A 17,210-nucleotide genomic window follows, 5' to 3' on the forward strand; every position below is an offset into this window, starting at 1 on the left:
ACATGTTGGACTCGATCAACCAGCCTTTGCTCGATGTGCGGGACCTTTCGGTGGCCTTCCGTCAGGGCGGGTCGGAAAACATCGCGGTTGACAAGATCTCGTTTTCGATTGAGCGCGGGCAGTGCGTCGCGCTGGTCGGCGAATCCGGCTCAGGAAAATCGGTCAGCGCGCTATCGGTGCTGAAGCTGTTGCCCTATCCGACGGCGCACCATCCAACCGGGAGCATCCGCTTCAAGGGGCAGGACCTGCTCGGCATGAGCGAGAACGAGATTCGCGGCATTCGCGGCAACGATATCTCGATCATCTTTCAGGAGCCGATGACCTCGCTCAATCCGCTGCACACCATCGAAGCGCAGATTGCCGAAGTGATCCAGCTTCATACCGGCGTGCGCGGCGCCAAGGCGCGCGAGCGGACGCTGGAATTGCTGACGCAGGTCGGGATTCCCGAACCCGAGACCCGGCTCGCCAGCTATCCGCACCAGTTATCCGGCGGCCAGCGCCAGCGCGTGATGATCGCCATGGCGCTGGCGAACGAGCCGGACCTTTTGATCGCGGATGAGCCGACCACGGCGCTGGACGTGACCGTGCAGGCACAGATTCTCAAGCTGCTCGCGGAAATCCGCGCGCGGCTCGGCATGAGCATGTTGTTCATCACCCACGATCTCGGCATCGTGCGGCGCATCGCCGACACCGTCTGTGTGATGAACAACGGCAAGATCGTCGAGCAGGGGCCCGTAGAGCAGGTGTTCACCGCAGCCAGGCACCCCTATACCAAGGCGCTGCTCGCGGCGGAGCCGAAGCCGGACCCCGCGCCGCCGCGGCCCGATGCGCCGGTGGTGATGTCTTCGGACGATCTCAAGGTCTGGTTTCCGATCAGGCGCGGGCTGCTGCGCAAGACTGTCGGCCACATCAAGGCAGTCGATGGCGTCAGCATCTCTGTCCGTCAGGGCGAAACCCTCGGCGTCGTCGGCGAGTCGGGCTCGGGCAAGACAACATTGGGCCTCGCTTTGCTGCGCCTGATTTCGTCGAACGGGCCGATTGTGTTTCTCGGCAAGGATATTCAGGGCCTGAAGTTCAAGGAGATGCGTCCGGTCCGCCGCGACATGCAGATCGTGTTTCAGGACCCGTTCGGCGCCCTCAGTCCGCGCATGTCGGTGGGTGACATCATCACCGAAGGTCTCGGTGTGCATCAGCCCTCGCTGAATGCCGATGAGCGCGAGGCGCGGGTGGTCAAGGCCCTGACCGACGTCGGTCTCGATCCGGCGACGCGCTTTCGCTATCCGCATGAATTTTCCGGCGGTCAGCGCCAGCGCATCAGCATCGCCCGCGCGGTCGTGCTGGAGCCGAGCTTTGTCGTGCTCGATGAGCCGACCAGCGCGCTCGACATGCTGTTTCAGGCGCAGATGGTCGATCTGTTGCGGGACCTGCAGCGCAAACGCGATCTGACCTACATGTTCATTTCGCACGATCTGCGGGTGGTGGCCTCGCTCGCCAGCAACCTGATCGTGATGCGCAATGGCAAGGTGGTGGAGCAGGGCGCGGCGGCGGACCTGTTCAAGAATCCGAAGACCGATTACACGCGGGCCCTGTTCGCGGCGGCCTTCAACATCGAGGCCGCACCGACCATCGCACCGGAGATGTAGTTTTTCTACTCTTTCCTCGTCATTGCGAGGAGCGGAGCGACGAAGCGATCCATCTTGTCGTGAGTTGCAAAGAGTGGATTGCTTCGCTTCGCTCGCAATGACGTCGGAGCCATCTCTCAGGACGACATTGTCAGCCGCTTCACGCTCGTCAACTCGCTTCCCGCCGCCCTGATCCGTGCGATGGCCACCTGTATCGGCTCGATGGCGGTGGCCATATGATGCGCATTGGCGTGGACAATGGTGCTCGCGTCGCGCGCGATCGCCACATGTCCCTTCCAGAAAATCAGGTCGCCGCGCTTGAGATCATGCCATTGCGATGGCGGGAGCGCTGTCCCCAAGGCAGCTTCCTGCATGTCGCTGTCGCGGGGAGCCTTGATGCCGGTGGCCGCGAGCGACGTCTGAACGAGACCGGAGCAATCAATCCCGAGACTTGTGCGGCCTCCCCACAGATAGGGCGTGCCGATAAAGCGTTCCGCGACCGCAACAAAGTCCGGTTCGCGGGTGCCGAGCGGCGCGACATGCTGCGCGGGCAGATAGTGCCGCTGGCTGGTGATAGCGAACGCGCCGTCGATTTTCACGATCTCGATCTGCGCGCCAAGCGGCAAAATCTCTGTTGGAGGCAGCTTGATCGACGGTCCTGGAAACGCAAATGTGCGAAGCGCGGTGACCTTGTGCGTTGGAATTGTGCGTGGCTGTACCAGCGCGATGTCGGGAAGCCACCCGACATAGCCGTCGGACTTGAGCTGGCCCCAGGCCCATCCTTCCGCGTCCCGTTCATAGATCATGACCCGCTCGCCCTTCAGCGCTTCGGTGTCGAGCGCGGCCGCGTGTGACGGCGCGCGGCGGACCGGCGCGACGGGGTCGAAAATCTCGAACTCGATGCCGTCGGCAAACCGTGCGGCGGTCACCTTGCCTTCAAGATGTTTTGCGGCGAGATCGGGCCGCGCCGGCGTCAGCCGTGGATCCAGACTGGGATCGAAAGCCGTATCAGCCATAGCGCTCGCTCAGGAGTTTGTAGATTGCACGCGCGGCCTGACATTCACCGCCTTCGGGCCGCGCGGGCTTCGCGCTCGGCGTCCAGCCATAGATATCGACATGAAGCCAGCTTTTGGCACTCTCGACAAAGCGCTTGAGGAACAGCGCGCAGGTGATCGAGCCTGCGAATGTGCCGCCGGGCGCGTTGTTGAGATTCGCGGTCTTGGAATCCAGCCAGGAATCATAGGGCATCCACAGCGGCATTCGCCACAATGGATCGTTCTCGTCGCGTGCGTGGCGCGCGACGTCGGCGGCGAGTGTCTCGTCGTTGGTGTAATAGGGCGGCAGATCCGGTCCCAGCGCCACGCGCGCAGCACCGGTCAGTGTGCCGAGATCAATCAGCAGATCGGGCTTCTCCTCATCTGCCAGGGCCAGTGCGTCGGCCAGCACGAGACGGCCTTCAGCGTCAGTGTTGCCGATCTCGACATTGACGCCCTTGCGCGAGGGAAAAATGTCGAGCGGCCGGAAGGCGTTGCCCGCGACCGAATTTTCCACGGCCGGGATCAGCACGCGCAACCGCACCTTGAGCTTCGCATCCATAATCATCTGCGCCAGCGCGAGCACATTCGCTGCGCCGCCCATGTCCTTCTTCATGATCAGCATGCCGCTCGATGGCTTCAGATCGAGGCCGCCGGTATCGAAGCAGACGCCCTTGCCGACCAGCGTGATTTTCGGATGCGATGCATCGCCCCAGATGATATCGATCAAGCGCGGCGCGCGGGTAGATGCCATGCCGACGGCGTGGATCAGCGGAAAGTTCTGCTTCAGCAGGTCGTCGCCGACGATGGCGCTATATTTGGCGCCGAACTTTTCTGCGAGCGTCTGCGCGGCCTGCGCCAATTCATCCGGGCCCATGTCGTTCGCGGGCGTATTGATTAAATCGCGCGCCATTGCTGCCGCTTCCGCCATGCGGGTGATCTCGGCCATGTCCAGGCCTTCAGGCGGAACGAGTTTCGCGCCGGGCGCGTCGTTCTTGCGATAGCGATTGAACCGATAACTTCCGAGCGCGAAGGCCAGTGTGGCGAGCCGCGTGTCATGCGGCGCATTGGCAAAGCTGTAGGTGCCCGCCGGCAGCAGACCGGGCAATTGGCCGGGCCTGAACAGATCGCGCCATTCACTGGCCTGATCCTCGATCCCGAACAGGACATGTGCAAGCGATCCGTCATCCGCAGGCAGCGCCAGATACTGGCCGGGCTTGGCTGCGAAAGCATTGGCCGTCGCGAACCGCTGGGCACCTGCCGGAAGGGTGGCGCGGATCGAATCCCAGGTGGACTTGGCGGCAAAGGTAATCGGAACGGGGCGGGTATCGGGGGAACTCGTGAAAGCAGTGTGCATGATCGTCCTGGGGAGCGGGAAGGCGGTGAGCGGCACTATAGCAGCGCCGCGATGCCGTGCAGCGGGGCCGAAGCCATGTTTTGACGTGAGATTTCGGTGAGTTCTCGGACCGGATGGGGCAGGGAAAGGCTACAGGTTAACCATGCATTAGGGTTAACGCTCTATTGCTGCGATATCCGGCTTCGCCTCCCCTCGATAGCGAGTCCATGCGTCATGCGTAATCCGTCTCCGTTTGCCCGGTTTCTCGGCTCCGCTGCCGTCGCGGCGCTGCTCGTCACGGGGCTGGCAGGTTGCCAGACCGCACGTTCGCCGGAGGTCACCGGATCGCTCAATGCGCGGGCAGAAGCCGTTCCCGGTCAAGCGTCGGCTGACGCGATCCACGTTCTTGGCGAGCGCTACCGCGCCAATCCGCGCGACGCCGATGCAGCGCTTCAATACGGGCAGGCCCTGCGTCAGAACGGCCAACGTCAGCAGGCCGTCGCCGTTATGGAACAGGCCACCATCGCCAATCCCGGAAACAAGGCGTTGCTCGCCGCCTATGGACGTGCGCTGGCCGACAATGGAAACTTCAAGCAGGCCTTCGATACGCTTGGCAGTGCGCACTCGCCTGCCAATCCTGACTGGCGCATCCTTTCGGTGCAGGGCACCACGCTCGATCAGATGGGCAAGCACGAGGAAGCCCGCCGCTACTATGCGAGCGCACTGAAGATCGCTCCCGAGGAGCCGTCGGTGCTGTCCAATCTCGGGCTGTCCTACGTTCTGTCCAAGGATCTGCCGAAGGCCGAGTCGGTCCTGCGCCGGGCCTATAACCGCGGCTCGACAGACAGCCGAGTGCGTCAGAACCTCGCGCTGGTGGTCGGCCTGCAGGGCCGCTTCGCCGAAGCCGAGTCCATCGTGAAGGCTGATTTGCCCGCCGCCGAGGCGGAAGCCAATGTCGCCTATCTACGGCAGATGCTCAGTCGCGACGGGCGGCAGCAGAAAACCGCTGCGTTCAATTCCGATCGCTGATAAAGCGAAGAAAACCGAATCGTAGAAGCAAGCAAGCCAGCGGCGGCGCACCGCCGCCGCGCTACTTCATGTATTCGGAGACCTTGATGCCGGTGGGCCCGAGAATGACCACGAACAGCACCGGCAGGAAAAACACGATCATCGGCACCGTGAGCTTCGGGGGCAGCGCGGCGGCCTTCTTTTCGGCCTCGTTCATGCGCATGTCGCGGTTTTCCTGCGCCATCACGCGCAGCGTCTGGCCGAGCGGCGTACCGTAGCGTTCCGACTGCTGCAGGGCCAGACAGACCGACTTCACGCCTTCGGTGCCGGTGCGCTTGGCAAGGTTCTCGTAGGCCATCTTGCGGTCCTGCAGATAGGACAGTTCCGCCGTGGTTAGCGAGAATTCTTCCGCCAGCGGGATCGATTGGCTGCCGATTTCCTGGCCGACCCGGCGGAACGCGGCCTCGATCGACATGCCGGATTCGATGCAGATCAGCAGAAGGTCGAGTGCATCCGGAAACGCGCGCTTGATCGAAAGTTGCCGCTTGGTGATGGCATTCTTCAGGAACAGCATCGGAGCCTGCATGCCGAGCCATGTTGCGCCCAGACACATACCGATCTTCATCGGAGTCGGCTGCTGCATGTTCGACAGCACGAACACATAGAGGACCGCGCCGACCAGGAATACAATCGGCATCACCAGCCGGAAGAACAGGAATGTGATATAGGGCGCCTGGCCGCGATAACCGGCCATGACAAGTTTCTCGCGTGCTTCTTCCTGGGCCACCCATTTGCCGAGATTGAAATCATCGACAACCCTCTGCACCAGTTGCTTGGGAGCCTGGCGCAGCGAGACCTTCTCGTTGCGGTTGAGCCGCTCGCGCTCGCGCTGACGCATGCGCTCGCGCTCGCTGGCGACCGCCTTCATGCGCTTGTTGAGGCCTTCGCCGGCGAACATCGGGGACACCAGCGCATAGGCGGTTGCCGCGGCGGCGATCGCCGACAGCAGCATGGTCATGAACCGGATGTCGTGAAATTTCTCGATGAGAAGATCGACCAGCATGGTGCCTCGTCAGAAGTCGAAGTTGATCATTTTCTTCATGACCAGAATGCCCATTCCCATCCACATCGCGCAGCCGGCCAGCATCAGCCGTCCGGTCGGATGAGTCCAAAGCAGCGAGATGTATTCTGGCACCATGATGTAGACCATGATCATCACGATGGGCGGAAGCGCGCCGATGATGCCCGCGGAGGCCTTTGCTTCCATCGACATTGCCTGAATTTTCGCAGCCATCTTCCGGCGGTCGCGCAGCACCTTCGAGAGATTGCCGAGCGCTTCGGAAAGATTGCCGCCCGACTTGCTCTGGATCGCGATCACAATGCCGAAGAAATTGGCTTCCGGCAGCGGCATGCGCTCGTAAAGACGCTGACAGGCCTCGCCGAGCGGCATGCCGATGGTCTGGGTTTCGATGATGGCGTTGAATTCGCTCCGCAGCGGTTCCGGCGAATCCGCCGCGACGACCTTGAGCGATTCAAACAGCGGCAGGCCGGCCTTGATGCCGCGAACGATCACGTCGACAGCATCGGGCAGGGCATCGAGAAACTTCGCCTCGCGGCGCTTCTTGAGGAAGCCGAGCAACCATCGCGGCAATCCGAAAGCCGCCGCGAACGCGAAGCCGAACGCGGGCAGCAGCGGCACGCCTCCGAAGAAGGACACGGCCATGATCACCGCGCCGAAAACGCCGGAGCCGATCATGAACTGTTGCTTGGTCCATGCGAGGCCGGCTTGCGAGATCCGGGCTTCGATCGTCAGCTTCTGGGACTGCGCCAGCCGCTGCTCCATCTCCTTCATGGATTCCTCGACCTGAACGCGGCGCGCGCGCACGCGGTCGTCGACGCGGAGCGCTGGCTGGGCCTGCGCGAACGAGGCGCGGCGTTTCTCGGCTTTCTTTTCTCCGGACAGCAACGGGTAAATGAAAACCCACGCGAGCCCGCCCACCGTCACCATGGTGAGGAACGCCAGTGCCAGCGTCTGTATGTTCATGGCCGCGCCTTTACACGCTGGCCACTTCGGCGGCATCGAGCGAGGCAGCCAGCCGCTTCTCCTCGCCGTAATAACGTGCGCGTTCCCAGAATCGCGGACGGCCGATGCCGGTCGAGCGATGGCGGCCGAGGATGTTTCCGTTCAGATCCTCGCCCATCATGTCATAGAGGAAGATGTCCTGCGTGATGATCGTATCGCCTTCCATCCCCATGATTTCGGTGATGTGGGTGATGCGGCGGGAGCCGTCGCGAAGACGCGCGGCCTGAACAATCACGTCGATGGACGCGCAGATCATCTCGCGAATGGTCCGCGATGGCAGCGAGTAGCCGCCCATGGTGATCATGGACTCCACGCGGGACAGCGCTTCGCGGGGATTGTTGGCGTGGAGCGTGCCCATCGAGCCGTCGTGACCCGTGTTCATCGCCTGCAGCAGGTCGAATGCCTCGGGTCCGCGGACTTCGCCGACGATGATGCGTTCAGGGCGCATACGCAGGCAGTTCTTCACCAGATCGCGCATGGTGATCTGGCCTTCGCCTTCGATGTTGGGCGGGCGTGTTTCGAGACGGACCACATGCGGCTGCTGCAGTTGAAGTTCTGCGGCGTCTTCACAGGTGATGATGCGTTCGTCCTCGTCGATATAGTTGGTCATGCAATTTAGCAGCGTGGTTTTGCCCGAGCCGGTACCGCCCGAAATCAGCACGTTGCAGCGGACACGACCGATGATCTGCAGGATCTGCGCGCCCTCAGGCGAGATCGCGCCGAACTTGACGAGCTGATCGAGAGTCAGCTTGTCCTTCTTGAATTTGCGGATGGTCAGCGCGGGCCCGTCGATCGCCAGCGGCGGCACGATGGCGTTGACGCGGGAGCCGTCGGCGAGGCGCGCGTCGCAGATCGGCGAGGATTCGTCGACGCGGCGTCCGACCTGGCTGACGATACGCTGGCAGATGTTGAGCAATTGCTGGTTGTCGCGAAACCGGATGCCGGTCTTCTGAATCTTGCCGCCGACTTCGATAAAGACGGTGCCGGCGCCATTGACCATGATGTCGGCGATATCGTCGCGCGCCAGCAGCGGCTCCAGCGGGCCATAGCCGAGAACGTCGTTGCAGATGTCGTCGAGCAGTTCTTCCTGCTCGGCGATCGACATCACGATGTTCTTGATCGCGATGATCTCGTTGACGATGTCGCGGATTTCCTCGCGCGCCGATTCGACGTCGAGCTTGGAGAGCTGGGCGAGGTCGATGGCCTCGATCAGGGCGCCGAAGATGGTCGCCTTGGTCTGATAGTAGGAATCCGAACGCCGGGCTTCCACCGGCGCCGGGACCGGAGCCCGCGCAGGCGCGAGCGGAGGCGAGGCGACATTTGCCGGCGCTGCGCGCGCAGCCGCAGGCGCCGTCTCCTGCACACGATCCGGGATCGGTGCGGTCCGGACATCGGCTTCTGATCCGCTACGCTTACCAAACACGACGACAACTCCACACGATCAATTATTTGGCCCGCAACTTTCCGAGCAATGGCGCCAGAAACGAATTGCGCGGCTTTTTGGCTTCGCCGCGGCCGGTCAGGCGCTGCGCAATCTGCAGGAACATTTCAGTGGTGCGGTGGTTGGCCGCGATTTCAGCGATCATCTGACCATTGTTCGCCGCCGCGCCGAAAATCTGCGGCTCGAACGGAATGGTCACGATCGGCTGGCTTTCGATGGCTTTCGCGAATTCGCTGGTCGAGATTTCGGGACGCTTTGGAATGCCCGCCTGATTGATGCAGTAGAGCGGCGGGCGATCGTTGGGGCGCGCAGCCTTTAGCGTATCGAACATGTTCTTGGTGTTGCGCAGATTCGCAAGGTCGGGGTTTGCGACGATCAGGATATCGTCGGCGCCCACCAGTGCGCGCTTGGTCCATCCGGACCATTGATGCGGAACGTCCAGCACAATGCAGGGCATGGTCGTGCGCAGCGTATCGAAAATCGAATCGAAGGCCTCCGAGCCGAAGTCGTAGACGCGATCCAGCGTCGCCGGGGCGGCGAGCAGGCTGAGATGGTCGGTGCACTTGGACAACAGGCGATCGACGAAGGCGGTATCAATGCGATCCGGAGAGAACACGGCATCCGCGATACCCTGCGGAGGGTCCTGATTGTAGTCGAGGCCTGCCGTTCCAAAGGCGAGGTCGAGATCGGCGACCACCGAATCCAGCGCGAGATCGCGAGCGATCGCCCAGGCCACATTATGGGCCACGGTGGACGCGCCGACGCCGCCCTTGGCGCCGACAATCGCGATGATCCGCCCGACCGCCTTGGCCTCGGGCACCGAAAACAGGCCGCACACCGCGCGGACGATGTCGAGCGGCGCGACCGGCGCGATCAGATAGTCGCTGATGCCGCGCCGGACGAGTTCGCGGTACAGCACGACGTCGTTGACGCGCCCGACGACGATCACACGGGTTCCTGCGTCGCAGACCGTGGCAAGCTGGTCGAGGCCGGAGAGAACGTCGTTGCGTCCCTCGGTTTCAAGCAGGATGACGTTCGGCGTGGGCGCAGTCCGGTAGGCTTCGATGGCCGCCGTCATGCCGCCCATCTGAATCTTGAGATGCGCCTTGTCGAGCCGGCGATCCTCGCCCGCGGACTGGACGGCCGCGGCCGTTTCGACCGTTTCGCAGAAGGCCTGAACGGACACGCGCGGCGCCGGAGCGATATGCTCCTCGGCGGCGGTGGAGGCCGTTCCGTCTTCCTGATCTTGACGCGCGTAACTGATCATTTGCCCACTTCGCTCAGTTTGGCCTTGTCGGCTTCAGGATAGGTCGTGGTCGTGGTGTTGCCCTTGCGATATTTGTCGAAGGCGACGTTGCGGCGTGGCGTATAGGCCGGTGTTTCGGCGCGCGGCTGCACAAGGTCGGACGGATTGTCGACCATCGCCGCGAGATTGCGCTGGCTGGCGCAGCCGAGATTGTAGTAGGGCCGGTTCTCCAGATAGCCCTTGTTCTTGATGGATGGGCCGAGATCTTCCGGCCATACGCCGCAGGGGCCGGCATCCGCCGTGATTCGCGGATAGTTGACGCGGATGGTTGCGAACTGGCGCGGATCGGTCGGCCGGTAATTCCTGATGGTGACACCGTGCGGCGGAACGCCTGCCGCAGCCAGAATGCCGCGAATCTCGCGCAGCGAGTCCGCCGCGACGCGTGCATTCGGCGTATTCACGGGCATGTCGATAATGATCCCGCCGGTACCTTCGCGCAGCCATGTCTCCGCAAGCCCCGCGATGTCTGAGCGCTGCGCGGCCGTGAGGCCGCCGCGGCCCGTGCCGACGAAGACTTCCGTGGTGCGGTTGGCTTCCTGCACCACGATCGGATGACGCAGGCGATAGTCGTTCGGAATACTGCCCGTGACAGTGTCCTGATCGGTATGGGTGCAGGCCCCTAACGCGGCAGACGCCCCGAGAAGGGCGGCTGCGATGCGCAGGGTGCGCTTGAGATTGGGTCCTCGCGTCGTCATTGCTGTCGTCCTTGTCCCATCTCAATCGGTGATGAAGCCGTAGGTGCCGCGATATTTGCGGCCCGGCTCGACACGCCCGGGAACGCCATAGATGCGGTTGATATTGCCGAGCAGGTCCGACTGCGGATCAGCCGCATCGGCGAAGCCATCGTCAGGGCGCGACAGGTCCTTCTGCGCGACCGCGCGGACGATGTAAGGCGTCACAAGAACCATGAGCTCGGTGTTGCGGTTAACGTAGTCGCGGCTGCGGAACAGCGTTCCGAGCACTGGCAACTGCGACAGACCGGGCAGTCCGTTGATGGATTGCTTGGTCTGTTCCTGAATGAGGCCAGCCATCGCCATCGAGCCGCCCGACGGAATTTCCAGCGTGGTTTCGGCGCGGCGGGTCTTGACCGACGGAATGGTCAGGGTGCTTCCGTTCTGGTCGAGGGTGATGGCATTGTCCGGCGACAGTTCGGACACTTCGGTCAGCACGCGCAGGCTGATGCGGCCTTCGGCGAGCACGATGGGCGTAAAGTTCAGGGTGATACCGAACTTCTTGAAGTCGATCTGGGTGGTACAGGCGCGGGAGACCGGGTCGCAGGTGTAGCCCTTGGGTAGCGGAAACTCGCCGCCGGCGACGAAGGTCGCGGATTCACCGGAAATCGCCGTCAGGTTCGGCTCCGCCAGGGTGCGGACGACACCGGCGCTTTCCATCGCACGCATTGTCGCCGTCACGGCAGGCACGCCGCCGGTCGAGCCGAACGAGCCCGCGAGGCTGTTGCCGGCGACCAGCGGACGGCCGAAGGCGGTGAACGGGTTGGTGTTGTTGAAGTTCACGACCGCGGTGCCGTAGTTCAGCTTCGCGCTGAGATCGATGCCGAGCTGCTTGATGATGTCGCGCTGAACTTCGGCGACGGTCACCTTCAGCATCACCTGATCCCGGCCGCGTACCGCGATGCTGTTCACGACCTTGTCGGGGCTTCCCGCCAGGCGAGACGCCATTTCCTGCGCCTGCTGGGCTTCAGCGGGATTTGCCGCCCAGCCGGACAGCATGACGCCGTCGCCGACGCCTTCAATGCGGATATCGGACATCGGGAAGGCCTGTTTCAGCGCCGCGCGGACTCCGTTGAGATCGCGCGTAACCGCGATATCGTAGGCAGCGATCTGCTGGCCCGATGAATCGAAGAAGATGATGTTGGTCTGGCCGACAGCGGCGCCGATGATGTAGGCGCGCTGCGCCGAACGGACGACGGCATTGGCGATCTTCGGATCGGCCACCAGCACGTCCTTCACATCGCGCGGCAGGTCGATGACGACGGATTTGCCGATGCCGAGCGGCAGGAAGCGTGCGTTGAGCTGGCCGCCGGCCGATGCCGCGGCTGCGCGATAGTCGCTTGCGATCGCGGGCGCCAGGACCGGATTCAGCGTCAGTGCGCAGATGGCCGCATACGACAGGGCACGCACCATGAAGGTCCGTACAGGTGCCTGATGTCCCTCTGGCCTCATCGTCTCGGTCCTCTCGATCACTTCCGTGTCGTCATGGTTGTGGGAACGCCGTAGCGAACGACGTTGACGCTGTCGCGCTTCATGCTGTCGTCGGTAGCCACATCATGGTTGTTGGCGTCGACAAGGCTGCGCAGCGCGAGCGACAGCGTTCCCGCCTGCCGTGCGCGCGCCAGCGACTCTGCCTGATCCGGCTTCAATTCGAGTGTCGCGGTCTTGCCGACCACGACCTTCTGTCCGTCCTTGTCGCCGACTGTCTGGTCGATGGCGAGAACGCGGACATTGGTGAGAATGGTTTCGGAGTTGATGGCGTCGGCGCCGCCGGGCCGGTCGGCATTCTTGTCCCGCTTGGTCAGGATAACGTCGACCTTGTCGTTCGGCAGGATGAAGCCGCCCGCGCCGGTTTCCGGGGAAATTTCGGTTGAGATCGCGCGCATGCCGGTGGGCAGGATCGCGGCCATGAAGCCGGAGCCGTTGGCCTTCACCAGCTTGGTTTCGCGGATCGGTTCACCGGCAAGGAAGGGCGAGCGCGCAATGGAACCGACGATCTGGCTCATGGCCTCGGCGCGTTCGGTCTTGCGGATCAGACTTGAGCTTGTCGCGGATGAGGGCCAGGACTGCCACTGGATATCGTCCGGCGTGACCGTCTGGCCCAGCGCGATATCCGAACGGGCGACGAGAACGTCGGTCGTGTCCATCATCACGGGAGCTGCTGTTTCCACCGGCTTGGGGCCGGAACCGCTCGCAAGGTAGGCGGCGGCGCCACCGGCGCAGACAGCAATGGTCAGGACGACAATCCGCGCGGTATTCATACGCTTCACTTTCCACATCACGCCGCGACGGACGGACCCGTCGCTGTGGTCGGATTTGACCAGCTAAACGTCAAAGCATGGTTAATGAGGCGTATCTAAATCGCGTTAATGAGAGGTTGCGATCGTTCAGTGACCGATGAAGCGCGTGAGGTCGACCGCCTTCATCCATTCGGTTTCGGGATAGATCATGAGCGCGCCGAGGGCGAGCGCGATGCCGTAGGGAATGCCGCTGTCCTTGTGGTGCAGCCGCTGCAGCCATTCCTGGGAAACCAGCGCGTAGGGCAGCGGCCACCGACGGAACTGAAGCATCAGGAGGGTCAGCGCGCCGCCGAACAGCGAAGCATAGACCAGGTAGCTGGCGAGCGGAGGAAAGCCGAACCAGAGTCCCGCGGCCGCGGCCACCTTGGCGTCGCCGCCGCCGATCCACCCAAAGGCAAAGCAGGTGAAAGCGATTACCAGCACAGTCAGGCCGGCGCCCACATGCATGCCGATACTGGCCAGCGGCATGCCGCCGAGGCCGGCGAGCACGAAGAATCCCGCCACCAGCAACAGCGAGACGCGGTTGGGAATGGTCATCGTGAAGAGATCGCTTGCCGCGGCGAAGGCCATCAGGGCCGGAAACAGGAAAACGCGCGCGAGGTCGAGGATCATGGGCTTGCCAAGGTCTTGCCAAGATAAAGAACGTTAACGGATCGACGCCGCAGGCTAACCGGCAGAAGTGAACAATCCTCGAATGGCGGCTACCAGATGCTGACGATCCGGAACAGGACAGCGAGCAGAGCGAGCGAGAGTGCCGCGCAGACAAGCCGGACAGGCTCGGGGCCAGACAGCGATGCGAACAGCGACGCCGCAGGCTTCGGATTCTGGCGAGGGTCGGCGGGAAATGGCTTCATGACGCGGTACGCTCAGCCGGAAAAACAAAAAAGGCTTCGGTTTCCCGAAGCCTTTTTTAAACGAGCCGAAATGGCTCAGTGAATCTGCGAGCTGATAGTGCCGAACTTGGTGTTCAGGGTGCCGCCGAGGCCGTTCACCGCAGCGATGATGGCGAGCGAAATGCCGGCGGCGATCAGGCCGTATTCAATCGCGGTGGCGCCGGATTCGTCCTTGACGAAGCGAGCAACGAGCTTGGACATCTGTAACTCCATTTGTGTACACGTGGCTGTAGAACTCTGGCCGTTGCGGGGGCGGAAACCACCGTGACCATGCCGTGAACCTACGCAGGAGGAATTGCAGCGCAGTTAATTCGATTGCAGAAATGCCGGGGTATCGTGCTGTTCTTGCTGACGGTAAATGCTGCTTTAACGCGCTTGAACACGGAAGCCTGCCGGGTTCCACCGTGACGTCTATGGTCGTGAAGGTTGTGGCTGTGGTTCTCCGGTTGTGCTGTCCGCGAATGTACGGGAGCGCGGCAAGGAGTGATGCCGAAGGAAAAAGTAAAAGGCTCCGGTTTCCCGGAGCCTTGCACACGGTCAAGATCGCCCGTTGCGTCAGTTGATCTGCGAACTGATGGTGCCGAATTTGGTATTGAGGGTGCCGCCGAGGCCGTTCACCGCAGCGATGATGGCCAGCGCGATGCCGGCGGCGATCAGGCCGTACTCAATCGCGGTAGCGCCGGATTCGTCCTTGACGAAGCGAGCAACGAGTTTGGTCATCTAAGTTCTCCGTTTGCGCACATGCTGTGGGTCCAGGGTCTTCGCGGAATGAGTTCCGTGACCGGCTAGGAACCTAGGAATGAATGACCCAAAAGAAGTTAACGCGATCACCGAAAGCCGGAACCGGGCTCGAAGCCTTTCAAATCGGTAAGTTCCCTGCTAACGCGACGCCGCAAATTTTCGGAATTCCTGACGGGATGCCAAGCGGACGGGGTGAAGCCGCCTCGAGAGTTTCGGTCCGTTTGCAGTTCATTCATCAATTAACGGCAGATTTGCCATGTCGGGCGCCGGCACCGCTGCGTATCGCTTTTGCCGGCTTGTACACGCCCCGGAGTAGAGTATGTCGATCCAGATTTTGCGTCGCCGCGCCAAACGATTGGCCGCGCTGCGGATTGTTGTTGCCGGTTTCCTGATGGGCCCGATGGTGGCGGTCGCAGGCACCGACGACATGGTCGCCGTCATTGTCGACCAGGCGAAAGTGATCAAACTCCCCGAGAAAGTCGCGACGATTGTGGTCGGCAACCCGCTGATCGCGGATGTCAGCCTGCAGTCCGGCGGAATGGTCGTGGTGACGGGCAAGGGCTATGGCTCCACGAACATGATCGCCATGGACCGGAGCGGGGCCGTTCTGGCGAACCGTCCGATCCAGGTGGAGGGTCCGATGGACAAGAGGGTGACGGTCTATCGCGGGCTGGAACGGGAATCCTACAGTTGCACGCCGGTCTGCGAGCGCCGCGTCACACTTGGCGATGCCCGGGCCTATTTCGACGCGACCCTCGGCCAGACCAACGTCCTCAACGCCCAGGCGAGCGCCGCCGGCGCGAAACAGTGAGGCCGGTTCGCAAAACCCGCGGCGGTTAACAATCGGTTAACGCCGCGCCGGATGTTGTCGCGAACCCTCGCAAGCATTCGACAATCTCTGTCGTCTATTCTTGGCGGTAGTTACTTCCGCCGAGGACCCTCCGATGCGTGCGCCTGCGCCATCCCTGAACACCATCAACAAGGCCCTGCGCCGCTTCCGGCGCAACCGGCGCGGCTCCGCGGCCATTGAATTCGCGTTGATAGCTCCGCTGTTTTTCATGCTGCTTTTCGCCATCATGGAAACGGCACTGGTATTTTTCGCAGCGCAGGTTCTGGAGACCGGGACGAATGATTCCGCGCGCCTGCTGTACACAAATCAGGCGCTCAACAACAACATGACGCAGGCTCAGTTCGCGACCGACGTCTGCAACCGGGTGAAAGTGCTGTTCAGTTGCGGGACCAACAATGCAAACCTGACGGTCGTCGTAAAAACCTACGCACCCGGCGTGACGATCCCGTCGTCCGATCTGGCTACGCCGATTACGGGCGGCGCGTTCACCGGCCAGCCTGCATACACGCTGCCTCAATCGGGCGACACCGTTCTGGTTCGCGTCTTCTATGAGTGGCCGCTGATCGTCACCGGACTCGGCTATAACATCGCCAATCTTTTCAGTTCCGGCAGCACGAACAACAAGCGGTTGCTGGCAGCGTCGGCCGCGTTCCGTGTCGAACCGAATGGCTCCTGATCAATGGCTTCCGATATGACCATCGTCTTAAAAATCGTGGACCGCAGCCGGCGCATGATGATCCGCTTCTCGCGGGACAATCGCGGTCTGGCCGCCGTCGAGTTCGCATTCATCGTGCCGTTAATGCTGGTTTTGCTGTTCGGCATGATCGACACATCGAGCGGCGTTGCCGTCGATCGCAAGGTGACATTGACCGCGCGCTCGCTGTCGGACCTTGTTTCGCAGGGAACAAACGTGTCGCAGACCGACCTGAAAAATTTCTTCGGTCTGGGCGGCGCCATCATGGCGCCTTACAGCGTCACAGCGGCGACAATGACGCAGAAAGTGACGCAACTCGCCGTCGATGGATCGAAGAATGTCAAGGTCGCCTGGAGCTACAGCGCAACCGTCACCAACAACACAGCCACGGTCACGCAGGGTTATAACAAGAATGCGGTCATCACGACCGTCCCGGCCAATCTTCTTGTCCCGAATACCTACCTGATCTGGAGCGAGGTGAGCTACAAGTATACGCCGATCACCGGCTATCTGATGGGAACCGCCATTATTCCGCTGTCTGACGAAACCTACACGCGGCCACGCCAGTCGGACTGTGTTTATTACGCCTCCTCCACGACCTGCACGCCGTGATCGCAGCGTCCTCGGCGGCAACAACACGCGCCGCACCGGTCTCGCCAATCCATCGCTCAACAAAAAAGGCCGCGTGATGTGCGCGGCCTTTTCCGTATTCATGTCCTTGAAATGTCCCGCAGCGTGAGCTGCGAAAATTTCAGTTAGCCGGCGGCGCGAAGATTGTCGGCCGACGACTTGCCCGAACGGCGATCGGCAACGATCTCGTAGGAGATCTTCTGGCCTTCACGCAGCGTTCCGAGGCCAGCGCGTTCGACAGCGCTGATGTGAACGAACACGTCGTTTCCGCCGTCATCCGGCTGAATGAAACCGTAGCCCTTAGTCGCGTTGAACCACTTCACAGTTCCCATGCTCACGCAGGTAGTCCTTCTCAAGATAGATATTTCATGGCCCACGAGTGAGCCGGTGAGATCGAAATTTGGATGAGGTCGTCAGCGTCTAAACCGGCTGTACCGGTGGATAGCTAGGTCGTCCGGCCGAAGATCGATCATCGGACTGTAGGTGAAAATGGGCCTTAAAACAATCCTGACGTGCGCGGATTCTGATACCCGCGCGACGT

At 62.1% G+C, this 17,210-nt stretch carries 19 protein-coding genes; 5 read left to right on the forward strand and 14 right to left on the reverse strand.

Translation table 11 applies throughout. The features are described 5' to 3' along the window. Positions 1 to 5: 5 nt before the first annotated feature. Complete coding sequence (locus HMPREF9696_RS17700) at positions 6 to 1,643, forward strand: ABC transporter ATP-binding protein (RefSeq protein ID WP_174309501.1); 1,638 nt, start codon at positions 6 to 8, stop codon at positions 1,641 to 1,643. Positions 1,644 to 1,759: 116 nt separating this feature from the next. Here the strand turns inward: HMPREF9696_RS17700 and HMPREF9696_RS17705 are convergent, their stop codons facing one another. Then, positions 1,760 to 2,638, reverse strand: coding sequence for a C40 family peptidase (locus HMPREF9696_RS17705; RefSeq protein ID WP_002714416.1), 879 nt, complete (start codon positions 2,636 to 2,638; stop codon positions 1,760 to 1,762). Next, positions 2,631 to 4,013: a leucyl aminopeptidase family protein gene (locus HMPREF9696_RS17710; RefSeq protein ID WP_002714417.1), complete on the reverse strand. Its 1,383-nt coding sequence runs from the start codon at positions 4,011 to 4,013 to the stop codon at positions 2,631 to 2,633. The genes HMPREF9696_RS17705 and HMPREF9696_RS17710 overlap by 8 nt, the downstream gene beginning before the upstream one ends. A gap of 213 nt (positions 4,014 to 4,226) precedes the next feature. Here HMPREF9696_RS17710 and HMPREF9696_RS17715 point away from each other — a divergent pair, with 213 nt between their 5' ends. Further along, entirely contained in the window at positions 4,227 to 5,021 is a 795-nt protein-coding gene (locus tag HMPREF9696_RS17715; protein WP_002714418.1) for a tetratricopeptide repeat protein, read from the forward strand. Positions 5,022 to 5,082: 61 nt separating this feature from the next. On the opposite strand, the gene HMPREF9696_RS17720 is transcribed toward HMPREF9696_RS17715, so the two are convergent. The 11 genes from HMPREF9696_RS17720 to HMPREF9696_RS17765 all read right to left on the reverse strand — a co-directional run bounded on the left by HMPREF9696_RS17720 (position 5,083) and on the right by HMPREF9696_RS17765 (position 14,474). After that, positions 5,083 to 6,060, reverse strand: coding sequence for a type II secretion system F family protein (locus tag HMPREF9696_RS17720; RefSeq protein WP_040302148.1), 978 nt, complete (start codon positions 6,058 to 6,060; stop codon positions 5,083 to 5,085). 12 nt (positions 6,061 to 6,072) lie between these two features. Then, positions 6,073 to 7,044, reverse strand: coding sequence for a type II secretion system F family protein (locus HMPREF9696_RS17725; protein ID WP_002714420.1), 972 nt, complete (start codon positions 7,042 to 7,044; stop codon positions 6,073 to 6,075). 10 nt (positions 7,045 to 7,054) lie between these two features. Continuing rightward, on the reverse strand, positions 7,055 to 8,506 hold the full coding sequence (locus tag HMPREF9696_RS17730; RefSeq protein WP_002714421.1) for a TadA family conjugal transfer-associated ATPase: 1,452 nt from the start codon (positions 8,504 to 8,506) through the stop codon (positions 7,055 to 7,057). Between the two features lie 22 nt (positions 8,507 to 8,528). Continuing rightward, entirely contained in the window at positions 8,529 to 9,791 is a 1,263-nt protein-coding gene (locus tag HMPREF9696_RS17735) for a CpaE/TadZ family protein (RefSeq protein ID WP_002714422.1), read from the reverse strand. Beyond that, the gene (locus HMPREF9696_RS17740) at positions 9,788 to 10,525 is read right to left on the reverse strand and encodes a CpaD family pilus assembly protein (RefSeq protein ID WP_002714423.1); all 738 of its coding nucleotides are present in this window, start codon (positions 10,523 to 10,525) and stop codon (positions 9,788 to 9,790) included. Before HMPREF9696_RS17740 ends, HMPREF9696_RS17735 begins: the two co-directional genes overlap by 4 nt. Positions 10,526 to 10,546: 21 nt before the next feature. Next, a complete protein-coding gene (locus HMPREF9696_RS17745) occupies positions 10,547 to 12,013 on the reverse strand; it encodes a type II and III secretion system protein family protein (RefSeq protein ID WP_174309459.1) in 1,467 nt (488 codons plus the stop codon). Positions 12,014 to 12,030: 17 nt separating this feature from the next. Further along, positions 12,031 to 12,822 carry a Flp pilus assembly protein CpaB gene (gene cpaB, locus HMPREF9696_RS17750; RefSeq protein ID WP_009735124.1) on the reverse strand — a complete coding sequence of 264 codons (792 nt, stop codon included), beginning with the start codon at positions 12,820 to 12,822 and terminating at the stop codon, positions 12,031 to 12,033. A gap of 126 nt (positions 12,823 to 12,948) precedes the next feature. After that, complete coding sequence (locus tag HMPREF9696_RS17755) at positions 12,949 to 13,473, reverse strand: A24 family peptidase (RefSeq protein WP_002714426.1); 525 nt, start codon at positions 13,471 to 13,473, stop codon at positions 12,949 to 12,951. A gap of 89 nt (positions 13,474 to 13,562) precedes the next feature. Beyond that, entirely contained in the window at positions 13,563 to 13,715 is a 153-nt protein-coding gene (locus HMPREF9696_RS21850; protein WP_002714427.1) for a hypothetical protein, read from the reverse strand. A gap of 75 nt (positions 13,716 to 13,790) precedes the next feature. Further along, positions 13,791 to 13,955, reverse strand: a complete 165-nt coding sequence (locus HMPREF9696_RS17760; protein WP_002714428.1) for a Flp family type IVb pilin — start codon at positions 13,953 to 13,955, stop codon at positions 13,791 to 13,793. A gap of 354 nt (positions 13,956 to 14,309) precedes the next feature. Then, complete coding sequence (locus HMPREF9696_RS17765; protein WP_002714429.1) at positions 14,310 to 14,474, reverse strand: Flp family type IVb pilin; 165 nt, start codon at positions 14,472 to 14,474, stop codon at positions 14,310 to 14,312. Between the two features lie 340 nt (positions 14,475 to 14,814). Here HMPREF9696_RS17765 and HMPREF9696_RS17770 point away from each other — a divergent pair, with 340 nt between their 5' ends. The 3 genes from HMPREF9696_RS17770 (at position 14,815) to HMPREF9696_RS17780 (ending at position 16,651) form a co-directional block, all read left to right on the forward strand. After that, positions 14,815 to 15,306 carry a pilus assembly protein N-terminal domain-containing protein gene (locus tag HMPREF9696_RS17770; protein ID WP_002714430.1) on the forward strand — a complete coding sequence of 164 codons (492 nt, stop codon included), beginning with the start codon at positions 14,815 to 14,817 and terminating at the stop codon, positions 15,304 to 15,306. Between the two features lie 133 nt (positions 15,307 to 15,439). Next, the gene (locus tag HMPREF9696_RS17775; protein ID WP_002714431.1) at positions 15,440 to 16,021 is read left to right on the forward strand and encodes a TadE family protein; all 582 of its coding nucleotides are present in this window, start codon (positions 15,440 to 15,442) and stop codon (positions 16,019 to 16,021) included. Between the two features lie 3 nt (positions 16,022 to 16,024). Further along, entirely contained in the window at positions 16,025 to 16,651 is a 627-nt protein-coding gene (locus tag HMPREF9696_RS17780) for a TadE/TadG family type IV pilus assembly protein (protein ID WP_002714432.1), read from the forward strand. 143 nt (positions 16,652 to 16,794) lie between these two features. Here HMPREF9696_RS17780 and HMPREF9696_RS17785 read toward each other — a convergent pair whose 3' ends face one another. Continuing rightward, positions 16,795 to 17,007, reverse strand: coding sequence for a cold-shock protein (locus HMPREF9696_RS17785; protein ID WP_002714433.1), 213 nt, complete (start codon positions 17,005 to 17,007; stop codon positions 16,795 to 16,797). Positions 17,008 to 17,210 lie beyond the last annotated feature (203 nt).

The organism is Afipia clevelandensis ATCC 49720 (assembly GCF_000336555.1).
GTDB lineage: Bacteria > Pseudomonadota > Alphaproteobacteria > Rhizobiales > Xanthobacteraceae > Afipia > Afipia clevelandensis.

Bases quoted from the DNA above. Each gene is read 5' to 3' on its own strand.
- HMPREF9696_RS17705 (WP_002714416.1), bottom strand. From the start codon at position 2,638: ATGGCTGATACGGCTTTCGATCCCAGTCTGGATCCACGGCTGACGCCG.
- HMPREF9696_RS17710 (WP_002714417.1), bottom strand. From the start codon at position 4,013: ATGCACACTGCTTTCACGAGTTCCCCCGATACCCGCCCCGTTCCGATT.
- HMPREF9696_RS17715 (WP_002714418.1), top strand. From the start codon at position 4,227: ATGCGTAATCCGTCTCCGTTTGCCCGGTTTCTCGGCTCCGCTGCCGTC.
- HMPREF9696_RS17725 (WP_002714420.1), bottom strand. From the start codon at position 7,044: ATGAACATACAGACGCTGGCACTGGCGTTCCTCACCATGGTGACGGTG.
- HMPREF9696_RS17735 (WP_002714422.1), bottom strand. From the start codon at position 9,791: ATGATCAGTTACGCGCGTCAAGATCAGGAAGACGGAACGGCCTCCACC.
- HMPREF9696_RS17740 (WP_002714423.1), bottom strand. From the start codon at position 10,525: ATGACGACGCGAGGACCCAATCTCAAGCGCACCCTGCGCATCGCAGCC.
- HMPREF9696_RS17745 (WP_174309459.1), bottom strand. From the start codon at position 12,013: ATGAGGCCAGAGGGACATCAGGCACCTGTACGGACCTTCATGGTGCGT.
- cpaB (WP_009735124.1), bottom strand. From the start codon at position 12,822: ATGAATACCGCGCGGATTGTCGTCCTGACCATTGCTGTCTGCGCCGGT.
- HMPREF9696_RS17755 (WP_002714426.1), bottom strand. From the start codon at position 13,473: ATGATCCTCGACCTCGCGCGCGTTTTCCTGTTTCCGGCCCTGATGGCC.
- HMPREF9696_RS21850 (WP_002714427.1), bottom strand. From the start codon at position 13,715: ATGAAGCCATTTCCCGCCGACCCTCGCCAGAATCCGAAGCCTGCGGCG.
- HMPREF9696_RS17760 (WP_002714428.1), bottom strand. From the start codon at position 13,955: ATGTCCAAGCTCGTTGCTCGCTTCGTCAAGGACGAATCCGGCGCCACC.
- HMPREF9696_RS17765 (WP_002714429.1), bottom strand. From the start codon at position 14,474: ATGACCAAACTCGTTGCTCGCTTCGTCAAGGACGAATCCGGCGCTACC.
- HMPREF9696_RS17770 (WP_002714430.1), top strand. From the start codon at position 14,815: ATGTCGATCCAGATTTTGCGTCGCCGCGCCAAACGATTGGCCGCGCTG.
- HMPREF9696_RS17775 (WP_002714431.1), top strand. From the start codon at position 15,440: ATGCGTGCGCCTGCGCCATCCCTGAACACCATCAACAAGGCCCTGCGC.
- HMPREF9696_RS17780 (WP_002714432.1), top strand. From the start codon at position 16,025: ATGGCTTCCGATATGACCATCGTCTTAAAAATCGTGGACCGCAGCCGG.